Here is a 12,927-nt window from a genome sequence, read left to right as displayed (position 1 = left end):
TAAAATGACGCCAGATCATTCCTTCGGATCTGGCGTTGTTTTTTGCTATTATAAGCTTTTGAATTGGGGGAGATATTCTTTGTGAGCTTCTAACATTTCATCAAATAAAACTTTAGCCATTTTATCAGAAGCGACCAACGGGTTCATTGTCATAGCTAATAACGCTTTATTATAGTCGCCAGTAACAGCTGCCTCAATGACTACTCTTTCGAAAGACTTAATCTGTTGTACTAAGCCGTTTACTTGTATGGGTAGCTCACCGATAGCAATTGGTTGAGGACCATCTTTAGTGATCACACAGCTTACTTCCACAATCGAGTCAGGCGAAATTCCGGCAATTGCACCATTATTTCTCGTATCTACTGGCTGAATATCACCCTTGTCATTATATATTGAGTTTATCAATCTACAGGCTGCATCGCTATAATAGGCTCCACCACGTTGTTCTAATTGTGGTGGCTTTATGTCCAAACTCGGATCTTTATACAATTCGAAAAGATCATCCTCCAGTTTTTTTACTATTTCAGCTCTAGTTTCCCCTTTGGCAAACTCTTCTAATTCTTTTTCCAACATTTCATATTTTTTGAAATAGTATCTGTGATAGGGGCAAGGTATAATATCTAATCCTAGTACAAATTCGGGTATCCAATTAATATTGATAACATTTTTTACAGTACTCGGCATCTTGCCAGCAGCAATATTATCAAGCACTGATTTGGTGATGTTCTCACCATCTAAATATGCATTTAAACCAAATACCATATGATTCAAACCGGCAAAGTCAATTCTTATTCTATTGTGGTCAACATCAAATAGTTTGGCTATTGCCATTTCCATTCCAATAGGTACATTACATAAGCCAATGACCTTCTTATTTGCCCCATATCTCAGTACGGCTTCCGTGATCATTCCTGAGGGATTGGTAAAGTTAATTAGCCAAGCATTCGGGCATAATTCTGCCATATCTTTATCAATTTCAAGTATGACTGGAATGGTTCGCAGTGCCTTAAACATTCCTCCGGCACCATTGGTTTCTTGTCCAATATAACCATGGCTTAATGGAATTCTTTCATCCTTTATCCTTGCATCTAAGAGCCCTACGCGAAATTGTGTCGTTACGAAATCGGCATTGGGCAGAGCCTCTCTTCTATCTAGAGTCGTGTGTATTTCCATTGGTACCCCGGATTTTTGGACCATTCTTTTGGCAAGATCACTTACAATTCTTAATTTTTCTTTGCCTGCTTCAATATCTACTAACCACAGTTCGTGAACGGGCAGTTCATCATATCTTTTTATAAATCCTTCAATAATCTCCGGTGTATAACTTGAGCCACCACCGATTGTCACAATTTTTAACCCCTTCATAATAAAACCTCCTAATACACTTGGAATTTTTATCTCTATAAAATAATCATATAGTTCTAAAAGAAGGAGCGCAATTAGGATAAAGTGAAACTGTACTAGTACAGTTTCACTTTAAGAGAAGGGAATACACATTAGACATTTTCTGTAATGAATACAACAGGGATATAAAAAGATAGTATGAATGCCAAATATTGCAAAAACATTTTACGAAATCACCAATGAAACAAATCATAAGTATTGCTATTAGGGATACTTCATGATATAGTAACAACATTAGGTTTACAACGTTACAACTAAATATTTGAATCTTATCCAGAGTGGTGGAGGGACTGGCCCAATGACACCCAGCAACCGGCAGTAATGCAGTGGTGCTAATTCCAGCAGGAGCAATCCTGGGAGATAAGAAGGTTTACTATATAAAAAACCCTTCTTATTTATAAGAGGGGTTTTTTATATATTTGAGATGGTGAGGAGAGGGTATATGGATGCTGTTAGATAACAGCCGTAGCATGCAGACAACGTTAACTTACTTTCCAGGATTTAAGTGGCGGCCTTATTTAAAGATGGCTAAAGTAGCTGATACAGAAAATCCCTTGCACCTCAAATTAGGGGGAATATTAAAAGAGGTTATTGTAGCATATGAAACCTATGGACATATATCCGAAAAAGGCGATAATGTTATACTCTTACATCACGCCTTGACAGGTGATAGTCATCCAGCCGCCCATAACCAACATGACGAAAAAGGTTGGTGGGAACCACTGGTTGGTTCAGGGTGCCCCCTAGATACAGATAAGTATTTTATTATTTGTGCCAATGTGCTTGGTGGTTGTCAAGGGACAACAGGTCCAGCTTCTCCTAACTTAGAAAATGGGCTTGCCTATGGCATGGATTTCCCGGAAATAACTTTATTAGACATGGTGCAGGTACAGAAACGATTACTAGATTTGCTGGGGATTAAACATGTTAAGTTAATTATTGGCGGTTCTATGGGTGGAATGCAATCTTTGGAGTGGGCTGTAACTTATCCTGATTTTATGGATGGTGTTATGGCAATTGCCGCTCCGGGATATTCATCTTCTCAGTCCATTGCTTATAATAAGGTAGCACGGCAAGCTATAACTCTTGACCCAGGTTGGCAAGGTGGAAATTACTATGGCGGGAATGGTCCAGAAAAAGGATTAGCAATTGCCCGATCGGTAGGTATGATTACCTATCAATCCGAATTGTCTATGGAAGGAAAATTTGGACGGAAACGCCGCAATGGATGTTTTGAAATTGAAAATTACCTAGATCATCAAGGGAATAGCTTAGCGCGCCGTTTTGATGCGAATTCCTACTTATATTTACTACGAGTCTTAGATTATTATAATTTGTCAGATAGCTGTAAAAGCTATGAGGATGCCTTAGCCCAAATTACGGGGAAAGTAATGGTTGTGGGGGTAAGTTCTGATATTTTATATCCTCCTTACCAGCAAGAAGAATTGGTGGAAGCTATGCGTGATTGCGGAGTGGATGCCGAGTATGCCTTACTTGAAAGTCCTCATGGTCATGATGGCTTTTTAATTGATTTTCATTTATTAAGGCCCTTGATCAATGAGTTTATAAAAAAGCTAACTATAGGTAAAGTAACTAAAAATTAGGAGGGTGTATAACATGTCAGTACAAGAAAAATTACGTTTTGATTCCTTAGCTGTTCACGGTGGTCAGGAGCCAGATCCGACAACAGGATCACGAGCAGTTCCCATTTATCAAACCACTGCTTATAACTTTCGTGATAGCGAGCACGCTGCCAATTTGTTTGGTTTAAAAGAGTCTGGTAATATTTATAGTCGCTTGACTAATCCTACTACTGATGTCTTAGAAAAACGTATTACAGCGCTTGAAGGTGGCGTCGGGGCTTTAGCCTTTGCTTCTGGGCATGCTGCAATTAGTGGAGCCATCTTAAACATTGCTCAAGCAGGAGATGAAATTGTCAGCTCTTCGACGCTGTATGGTGGTACTTATAATATGTTTTCCTATACTTTGCCTAATTTAGGGATCAAGGTAACCTTTGTTGATCCAAGGGACCCAGAAAACTTCCAAAAGGCGATTACGCCAAAGACAAAAGCACTATATGGTGAAGTGATTGGAAATCCTAAAATTGATATTTTTGATATTGAAAAAGTTGCCGAAGTGGCCCACCGAAATGGGATCCCATTAATTGTTGATAGCACGTTTGCCACACCTTATTTATGTCGTCCTTTGGATTTTGGTGCAGACATTGTTGTTCATTCTGCCACGAAGTTTATTGGTGGGCATGGTACATCTATGGGTGGCTTAGTGATTGATGGTGGTGAATTTAACTGGGACAACGGCAAGTTTCCATTATTGAGTGAGGCAGATCCAAGTTACCATGGACTAAAATATACAGAAGCCTTGGGGCCTTTGGCTTTTATCATTCGTCTGAGAATTCAAGTGCTGCGGGATTTAGGAGCGTGCCTCAGCCCGTTTAATAGTTTTCAATTTTTGCAAGGGTTAGAAACTCTTCATTTACGTATGAAACGTCATTCCGAGAATGCGCAAGCCGTTGCTGAGCATTTAGCAAAACATGAAAGTGTGAGTTGGGTAAGCTACCCAGGGTTGACCAATCACCCAGATTATGATTTGGCGAAAAAGTATTTTCCTCGTGGAGCAGGTGCTATATTAACCTTTGGTATCAAAGGTGGGTTAGAAGCAGGTAGAAAATTTATTGATTCTCTACAGTTATTTTCCTTATTAGCAAATGTTGGGGATGCTAAGTCTCTTGTCATTCATCCTGCAAGTACCACTCACTCTCAGCTCACATCAGAGCAACGTGCCAGTGCTGGAGTGCCGGATGACATGGTACGATTGTCTATTGGCATTGAAGATGTGGAAGATCTTATTGAAGACTTGAATCAAGCTTTGGCTGTTGCGAAGTAAACTGTAAGGCTTGAGGTAACCTCCTTATAAAATAAAACAATATAGTAAAAAGGGCTGCAACTATGATATCAGTAGAGGATATCATAGTTGTAGCCTTTTACTATTTGGCGATGAAATTTGTAAAAAATATATAAATATAATAAAAAATGTTAAAACATATACCTTTTGGCAGACGAAAAAATTATCAACGGGATGTCAAGGGGACGGGGTTATTGACAACTAAATTATACCAAAGTAAGATGATCTTGGGGGTGGAATGTATGCCACGAACGGCTAGAAAGAAAAGTGAAAGCGGAATTACTCTAATAAGAAATACATACTTAAGAAAGCTAAAACAGAAGTATAATTTATCGATTCGACAAATTGAAAGACTTACGGGTATTAATAGAGGTATTGTTTTAAAAGCTTGACTAAGATGTCGATAACCCCGTCCCCTTGACACTTGTGGCTCCGCTTCCTGACGCAGGTTGATTATTTGCTCTAGCTGACTATCCGCCGCCTTGAGCTTCACGATATATTCTTCGATTAGATTCGACAAGTTCTCACCCTTTCACTCAAAGATGACGCTACTTCTTGCCATTCACTGAAGTATATCTATGTAATGGGAAAAATTTGCATTTTTGCTATTCTTTCTACAGTATCCAATATTTTTCCTGCAAAGGACAGGCTTTTCTTAATGCAGCAGGAAACAAATAATAGAGGGCCGGCTTATACTGATTCCGGAGATTTCCCAAAGGTAGATAAGTTTTGCAGGATTTTTGTGTTTAAAGGTAAATAAAGTGTTAAAGGTATTATATTTTACAAAGAAAAACTATGAGTATGTGGCGGGTTCGAGTCGAAGAACCGTCACCTGACTCGAAATAACAACGGGAAAACGTAAAAGATAATTCAAGAAATGTGAGGCAGATATAATGGACAATGGATTCGGTAAAGTATTTGAACAACAATTTAAACTGAAGGAACTTGGTACCAATGTTACAACGGAAATTATTGCTGGCATTACAACATTTGCTACCATGGCCTATTCATTGGCAGTGGTTCCGAAATTGATGGGAGAAGCAGGGCTACCGACAGGGCAGATCCTTACAGCAATGGTGATGATGGTTTTTGTGACCACGGTTGCCATGGGGCTGTATACTAACAGGCCCTTTGTTTTAGCGCCTGGCATGGGGAGTGTGGCTATTTTTTCGATTACCCTTGTTCAATTGCAGAAAGTGCCTGTGGAAGTGGCCAGCGGCATTGTTTTTCTTAGTGGTCTATTATTTATAATTGTTACCATATTTGGTATTCGAGATTTTATTACTGCCATTATTCCTAAGGGAATCAAGATTTCTATTAGTGCTGGAGTAGGCTTATTTATTTGTGTGCTTGGCTTGCGCAATGCTCATATTATTGCTGCCGATGCGAAAAAAACTGCATTGTCTTTCGATAATCTTGCCCAACCTGTTGTTATTTTGGCTGTGATTGGCTTCGTCATTCTATTGATCTTAGAGGCACGCAAAATTCGCGGCAGCGCATTAATTACCATTTTGCTGGCGACTTTAATCGGAATTCCTTTAGGAGTTACCAAAATTCCTACTGCGTTTTTTAGTATGCCTGCCGGCATAAGTGATGTAATTTTCCGTTTTGATATTGTGGGTGCTCTTGATGTGAAATATATACCCTTCTTATTTGCCTTCTTTCTGCCTGATTTCTTTTCCAGCATGGGTACAGCCCTTGGGGTTGGCAGTAAAGCAGGTTTTTTAGATAAGAACGGTGATCTTCCAGGGTTAAACCGGGTATTTTTGGTAGATTCCATTGCCGCTACATTAGGTTCATTCGTCACCATTCCGGTATTAATTACTTACCTCGAATCCGGTGCGGGCGTTGAAGCTGGCGGACGCACTGGATTGACGGCTATTACGACTGCTATTGCCTTTCTACTGGTATTATTTATTACTCCTGTGGCTTTGATGATCCCGGCAGCGGCGACAGCTCCCATTCTGGTATATGTGGGAATGAGCATGTTGAGCGGATTGCGCAATCTTGACTATAACGATATTACCGAGTATATCCCGGCTTTTCTGTGTATTGCTCTTACCGTATTCACCTTTAACATTGGCAATGGAATTTCAGCGGCGTTTATCGCTTATATCATTATGAAGGTAGCTGCCGGTCGTTCTAAAGAATTGGTTTATGGGCACTACCTGTTAAGTTTGGTGCTGATGTATTATTTCTATTCGCTGACCAGTATGAAATAGGTGTAAGAAGGAGAGCCTCGAATGAAAATTAATTTATTGCTAAAAAATGCGCGGATTTTTAATGCGTATTTTAAACAATTTGTCTCTGGTGATATTGCCATACTAGATGGAAAGTTTCTTTACATTGGCACAGAAGAAACTGATATATTCCAGCCTGAGAAAATCATCGATGGACAAGGAAAGTATGTAATTCCAGGGTTGATTGATATTCACATGCATATCGAAAGTTCCATGGCGGCACCGTTGACATTCTCTCAGGCAATGGCCAAAAATGGCGTAACTACTATTGTGGCCGAGCCGCACGAGATGGGCAATGTCTTTGGTTTGGAAGGAATTAAAGCCATGATAGACGCTGCCAAGGACTGCCCTGTAGATGTGCTGATTGCCATCCCCAGTTCTGTTCCTTCCACCAGTCCTGAATTGGAAACAAGTGGCAGAGAGATTGCCTTTGAAGATTTGCAGGAAATGCTGGACATGGATGGTGTAATTTGTCTGGGTGAAGTGATGAATTATGTAGATGTTGTGTATAAACAAGATTCAAAAAGTAATCAATTCATTCAGCATGTAAAAAAAACCAAGCCCCATTTAGCCATAGAGGGCCACTGTCCGCGGCTTGTCGGGCTAGAATTGTCTAGGTTTATATTCGCCGGAGTCGATTCTGATCATACCGAGCAGACGGTGGCAGGACTCAAAGAGAGAATCGCAAATGGTATGTTTGTTGAAATCCAGGAAAAATCCCTGAAACAAGAAATTGTTGATTATCTGATGGAACATAGGCTCTATGAACATTTTGCCTTTGTAACCGATGACGTGATGCCCGATTCCTTAGTCCAAAGAGGACACTTAAATGTTCTTGTAAAAAAGGCCATTGCCCTAGGCATGAAGCCTGAAAATGCCATTTACGCTGCAACATTCACCCCTGCTCAAAGGATGGGACTAAAAGACCGGGGAAGCATTGCTCCGGGGAAAATTGCGGATTTTGTTTTATTAGACAATCTACAGGATTTTAATATTTGCCGAACTTTTAAAAAGGGACAGGAAGTATTTAATCAAGGGGAAGTGGCAGTTGAGGAAAAAGTTGATCATTCCTTTCCACCCCACTTTTATAAAAGCGTCCAGTTACCCTTGCTAACAGAGGACTGTTTTACCATAAAAACAGACAAAGCTGACGGCCTAGTTACTTGTCGTGTTATGATAGTTAGTTCCGGTACCACTTTTACTAAAGAGGAGTTCTTCGAAATTCCGGTGCGCAATCATGTGCTGGATTGGGAAAGTACCTCCTGCTGTTTGGCTGTAGTCCTGGAAAGACACGGGAAAAATCGAAATATGGGCTTTGGACTGGTCGGCGGTGATGTCATCAAGCACGGTGCGGTGGCTACGACCTATGCTCATGATCATCACAATTTGCTGGTACTAGGCAAGAATCATAAAGATATGCTAAAAGCAGCCAATTGTGTCATTGAAAGACAAGGTGGCTACTATGTGGTAGAAAATGATGCAGTGATAGGAAAAGCCGATCTTCCCATAGCTGGTATCTTGTCTGATAAGCCATTGGCCGAACTGGGGAAAGAAATGGCAGGTGTTAAAAAGGCCCTGCAACACTTGGGATATGAGCATACAAACAGCATTATGTCCATAAGTACGTTGTCGTTGCCTGTCAGCCAGGAATTGAAATTGACGGATAAAGGACTTATCAAAGTAAATGAGCAAAAGTTGGTTCCGCTTATTATCGAATAATGAGGGGGGAAGAACTAACAGAGCCGTAGTCTTCTTCAAGGGTTACATCAGTTGATAAAATGGTTTTTTGGCTAGTATTTTAGTGTTTACCAGGATGGTGAAGTCGAATATCAAGTCCAGGAATGCGGATTAGGTTGTGATAGAAAGTTCCTGCGGAATGCAAAGAAATTAGATCATTCCAAGAAGGGCTCCTTGCAGTAAGGAAAGAATCTGGTTGGGGTTTTTATAACAAAAATGGCCAGATGGTGATTCCTGCAGAGTTTGCTGATGTGGGCAACTTTGATGGTGGATTTGCAACGGTAAAGCGTAACGGGAAGTGGGGATATTATGATGCGCAGGGAAAAGTTGCCGTTCCAGTAGAATTTGAGGAAGTGTCGGGACCAAAAGAAAATCTAGCTCTAGTCAAGAGCGGGGGAAAGTGGGGGTATTACCAAGTTGGTGATCAAATGGTAATTTCACCTAAATATAAGGCTGCCGGCTTATTTTCTGAAGGGCTGGCACCAGTTAAGAACGAGGGGAAATGGGGCTATATTGATAAAACCGGTAAGGTGATTATACCATTTCACTTTGAGGATGCTTATAGTTTCAGCGAGGGAGTAGCAGTCGTAAAGGTAAATGGGAAATATGGATTTATTGACCGAAGTGGAGTTCTAGTGATAAAGGAACAATTTGCTGATGTAAATAGCAGTTTCCAAGAAGGCGTTGCAACAGTAAAAAACGGTAACAAATTTGGCTACATAGATCGGAAAGGTAATGTGATAGCATCAGGTTATGATCAGGTTTTTCCATTTAAAAACGGAATTGCAGAAGTGAGAGTCGAAAAAACATCATTTTCACTTTTTGCAGCTGTAGGGTATGGTTCCGGTACAATGAGTATTGGCGGCCCGGAATTTAATAATGCTCTTTTACCGCAAAATACGAAACGTGGATATATTGATCAAACGGGAAAAGAGGTTGTACCAACTAAGTATGACTTTTCCAGCGTATTTCATGAGGGACTGGCTGCCGTAAATGTACATGATAAATGGGGGTTTGTTGATACAAATGGTAAAATAGTAATACCATTTCGCTTTGATGAAATTGGATTTCCAGCGAATAATTCTTTTCTTGAAGAAAAACTCGGATTCTTTTGCGGTTTTGCCAAAGTAAAGATGCAAGGAAAATGGGGAGTTATAGATACAACTGGGAAGTTTGTTGTTCCAGCGGAAATTAACAGTTCTTCAGATCTTATGGGGGGATCCTTTGGGCTCTTAGCTGTGAAGAAGAATGGCAAATGGGGTTATATGGACACAAACGGGAAGATGGCTATTACTCCGCAATTTAGTGATGTAGGAATTTTTTGGAACCAAGCACTATTAGACAATGAAAAGAGTTACTATATACAATCTTAAAAAAGGAATTGTTATAAAATTTAAAGACTATTTAGCACAACGAGGTCAATGGATAAAATCCATTGACCTCACTTTTTGTAAAAAAATATATAAATATAATAAAAAATGTTAAAACATATACCTTTTGGCAGACGAAAAAAAAATCAAAATGTATTATTGTATCTGTAACGGTTCGAAACGGGAAAATGATTAGAATAGACAAATCCAGAAGGAGTCTGAAGAAATGAGCTTAGTAAAATGGTTGGCTGGCTGGTATAAAAAAAATTGTAATGACAATTGTGAGCATTGTTACGGTGTGAAGATTACAACAGTAGATAATCCAGGATGGTCTATAAAAATTGATTTGACGGGTACAGGATTTGAACAAAAAACATTTGAAACTGTTTATCTTGACAGGAGCGATAATAATTGGATTCGGTGCCTTGTTAATGATAATATTTTCAAAGGATTTGGAGGACCTGAAAATTTGGAAGAGATACTAGAGATATTCAAAGAATGGGTTACTGACTTAAGCAAGAAAGAAGAATTTAAATCGCCTTGCAGCAAATATGAGTTTTAATACTCTGAATATTCCAAGAAGATTTGTAGTAGATAATTTCTTTCAAGTAACTCTTCCCCTAAAGTTTATGAGGTGGATGACCATTATTTAAGTAAAATACCAAGGTAGGAGATAAATAATGAATGTTATTAAATTGTTAGAAGAATGGTACATCAGCAATTGCGAAGGTGATTGGGAACATGACTGGAATGTTAAAATTCAAAGCGTTGACATGCTAGGATGGCTTATTTCTATTAATTTAGTTGATACGAGAGTTGATGGCAAGGAGTTTCCTGTATATAAAGTGGAAAGAAGTGTTGATGATTGGGTGCATTGTAAAGTAGAAAATAGTATTTTTAACGGTTCCGGTGGGGCTGGAAATTTAGAAGAAATTTTAATCGTATTTATAACCTGGCTAGTCAAAGTCGATAAAAATTTTAGAAAGAAAAAATAATCAGGTGCTTTGGCAAGAATTACTCAAGCAAATTTCTGACAGGCTTTAATGACTAGAGTACATCTTCTATATTTAATCTACTGTTGATTAGACTTTCGATAAATTGCATAAATATATGAAATTAGGTGGAGTAATTTATTTTCTGATCATGTATTATGGTGTGGGAGGACAAAGGTTTGGATGCCAAATTTATTAACCCTTTTTTAATTGCATTTACGGGCGTGATGCCTCAAGTTGGATTTGTAAATATTGTTAGAGGTAAAATTTGTTCCAAAGAACAGTTTGTTGATAGTCTTGGAGTTAGTGTGCAGGTTGGTGTGAAAAGTCAAAGCGATGGAAATATTGTTTTTAATATGTCGGAACAGACGGCTAAGAAAATTTCATCAGTTATGATGATGGGGACTGTAATCAATACGATTGATGATATGGCTAAAAGTGCAGTCTGTGAATTGTTTAATATGGTTGTTTCTCATGCATCTACTTCCTTAAATAAGGAAGGATTCATGGTAAAAGTCAACCCTCCTGTTTTTTTGCAGGAGAATACAAAAATTCAGGTATGTAATAGTACATATATTGCTATTGAAATGATAGTAGATAATTGCCCAGTGGAAATGTCCATTGGCCTTAATGCTGGGTAAGTGTCAAAGACATTGTTATACATGCAAAACCCTGTAAGAGTTCTTGTGAATTTTTGCAGGGTTTTACTATATTAAATGGAATGTAGTCACTTACTACGTATTTGTGGTAAGGCAAAGAGTTATAGCAGGGGGAGTGAATGTGGATTCTAAAAAGTTTTTTACTTACTGTTTGTGTAAGGAAGGTGCAATTGAGGACTATCCTTTTGGCCCAGATGTAATTGTTATGAAAGTGATGGGAAAAATGTTTGCACTTTTATCACGTAGGGAGGGACAGGTAAATCTCTCCTTAAAATGTGATCCTAATTATGCAGAACTTTTACGTCAGCAATATGTAAGCGTTTTACCAGGGTACCATCTAAATAAGCGCCATTGGAACACCTTATTACTGGATGGCAGTATTCCTGAGAAGGAGATAAGGAGTTTCATAGATCACTCTTATGATTTGGTCGTTAAGTCCCTTACTCGGGAAAAGCGAGCTAGGTTAAAAATAACAACATAGGCATGAAAGATTGTTAAAAAGAGTAAATGATATTGTATTATGGGTACTCTATTGTAGATAGAAGTTTATGTTGAATTGAGGGATGGGTATTTCTACTGAATTAATTTTAGTTATAGTAATCTTGACGGCGCTTGTTTTCACATTAACAAATGGTTTACATGATGCAAGCTCTGTTGTCGCGACTTTTATTTCATGCGGGGCTGCCACTCCAGTTCAAGCAATTTGTTTGGCGGCAATAGGGGGCTTTATTGGTGCAGTAACGAGTGGTAGTGCAGTGGCAAATACAGTCTCTGCAATTGTTGCTGTCCCTATAGAAACAGCATTACTAAAAATATTATTAGCGGCTATGATGGGGGCTGTAATATGGAATCTAGTAACTTGGAAGTTTGGCTTTCCTTCCAGCTCTACTCATGCGTTGGTAGGGGGATTAGTAGGGGCAGTATGGGTTTCTCGTGGCACAGAATATATTTTATGGGGGTGGAAAGAACTCCTATCACCAGAACATCAAGTCATTGGAATTAGCAAAATTGTGATCGCATTACTGTTTTCCCCTTTATTAGGTTTTATAGTTGCATTCCTCCTCCAGTTTACCTCGAATCTTATATTGCGGAATGCTAAAATAACAATAAATAGTTGGATAAAAAGAGTGCAATGGATTATTGCTGCTTTATTAGCTTATAGTCATGGCGCCAATGATACACAAAAAGTGGTTGGCGTTATTTCCCTTGCTTTAGCAGCTGCCAATGAACCTTTTGGTCATGTAGAACCTTTATGGATTAATGCATTTGGTGGTACGGTTATGTTTCTGGGAACCATGCTTGGCGGATGGTCAATTATGAAAACGATTGGGCGGGATATCTATACCATTCGTCCTATCCATAGTTTGAATTCTCAATTGTCTTCAGGTGGTTCCGTTATTTTGTCAACAGCTTTAGGAGCACCTGTTTCTACAACCCACGTAGTAGTGGGTAGTGTGGTAGGAGTAGGAGCGGCAGACGAATTTCGTATGGTCAATTGGAAGATTGGTCAAGAAATTATTGTTGCTTGGTGCGTTACCATACCAGCATCTGCGATGGTAGCGGCGTTCCTATATTCTATAGTAGGGTAGTAATTAAGGAGGGT

General features: G+C 39.1%; 12 protein-coding genes and 1 riboswitch. Of the genes, 11 read left to right on the top strand and 1 reads right to left on the bottom strand.

The features are described from left to right. Nucleotides 1–48 precede the first annotated feature (48 nt). Nucleotides 49–1,365 carry a 6-phospho-beta-glucosidase gene (locus UFO1_RS15980; RefSeq protein WP_038672413.1) on the bottom strand — a complete coding sequence of 439 codons (1,317 nt, stop codon included), beginning with the start codon at nt 1,363–1,365 and terminating at the stop codon, nt 49–51. A gap of 305 nt (nt 1,366–1,670) precedes the next feature. Next, a riboswitch (SAM riboswitch) is annotated at nt 1,671–1,771 on the top strand. Nucleotides 1,772–1,850: 79 nt separating this feature from the next. Here UFO1_RS15980 and UFO1_RS15975 point away from each other — a divergent pair. The 11 genes from UFO1_RS15975 (at nt 1,851) to UFO1_RS15930 (ending at nt 12,913) form a co-directional block, all read left to right on the top strand. Further along, nucleotides 1,851–3,008 carry a homoserine O-acetyltransferase gene (locus UFO1_RS15975; RefSeq protein WP_236639220.1) on the top strand — a complete coding sequence of 386 codons (1,158 nt, stop codon included), beginning with the start codon at nt 1,851–1,853 and terminating at the stop codon, nt 3,006–3,008. A 13-nt stretch (nt 3,009–3,021) separates the two neighbouring features. After that, entirely contained in the window at nt 3,022–4,308 is a 1,287-nt protein-coding gene (locus UFO1_RS15970) for a homocysteine synthase (RefSeq protein WP_038672411.1), read from the top strand. Nucleotides 4,309–4,568: 260 nt separating this feature from the next. Further along, nucleotides 4,569–4,718, top strand: a complete 150-nt coding sequence (locus UFO1_RS24935; RefSeq protein WP_236639219.1) for a hypothetical protein — start codon at nt 4,569–4,571, stop codon at nt 4,716–4,718. A 501-nt stretch (nt 4,719–5,219) separates the two neighbouring features. Next, entirely contained in the window at nt 5,220–6,548 is a 1,329-nt protein-coding gene (locus tag UFO1_RS15965; protein ID WP_038672409.1) for an NCS2 family permease, read from the top strand. 21 nt (nt 6,549–6,569) lie between these two features. Then, nucleotides 6,570–8,285: an adenine deaminase C-terminal domain-containing protein gene (locus tag UFO1_RS15960; protein WP_038672407.1), complete on the top strand. Its 1,716-nt coding sequence runs from the start codon at nt 6,570–6,572 to the stop codon at nt 8,283–8,285. A gap of 167 nt (nt 8,286–8,452) precedes the next feature. Next, on the top strand, nt 8,453–9,676 hold the full coding sequence (locus tag UFO1_RS15955) for a WG repeat-containing protein (protein WP_256380551.1): 1,224 nt from the start codon (nt 8,453–8,455) through the stop codon (nt 9,674–9,676). Between the two features lie 223 nt (nt 9,677–9,899). Continuing rightward, nucleotides 9,900–10,235 carry an immunity 53 family protein gene (locus tag UFO1_RS15950; RefSeq protein WP_038672403.1) on the top strand — a complete coding sequence of 112 codons (336 nt, stop codon included), beginning with the start codon at nt 9,900–9,902 and terminating at the stop codon, nt 10,233–10,235. Nucleotides 10,236–10,353: 118 nt separating this feature from the next. Beyond that, nucleotides 10,354–10,668 (top strand): immunity 53 family protein, encoded by a 315-nt coding sequence (locus UFO1_RS15945; RefSeq protein WP_038672401.1) that lies wholly within the window; start codon nt 10,354–10,356, stop codon nt 10,666–10,668. Between the two features lie 176 nt (nt 10,669–10,844). Beyond that, nucleotides 10,845–11,306: a chemotaxis protein CheX gene (locus UFO1_RS15940; RefSeq protein WP_038672399.1), complete on the top strand. Its 462-nt coding sequence runs from the start codon at nt 10,845–10,847 to the stop codon at nt 11,304–11,306. Between the two features lie 139 nt (nt 11,307–11,445). Further along, complete coding sequence (locus UFO1_RS15935) at nt 11,446–11,805, top strand: MmcQ/YjbR family DNA-binding protein (protein ID WP_084159850.1); 360 nt, start codon at nt 11,446–11,448, stop codon at nt 11,803–11,805. 82 nt (nt 11,806–11,887) lie between these two features. Next, nucleotides 11,888–12,913 carry an inorganic phosphate transporter gene (locus UFO1_RS15930; protein WP_038672397.1) on the top strand — a complete coding sequence of 342 codons (1,026 nt, stop codon included), beginning with the start codon at nt 11,888–11,890 and terminating at the stop codon, nt 12,911–12,913. The last annotated feature ends 14 nt before the right edge of the window (nt 12,914–12,927 follow it).

It is taken from the genome of Pelosinus sp. UFO1 (assembly GCF_000725345.1).
Taxonomy (GTDB): domain Bacteria; phylum Bacillota; class Negativicutes; order DSM-13327; family DSM-13327; genus Pelosinus.
This window is presented reverse-complemented; position numbering and strand designations above follow the sequence as displayed.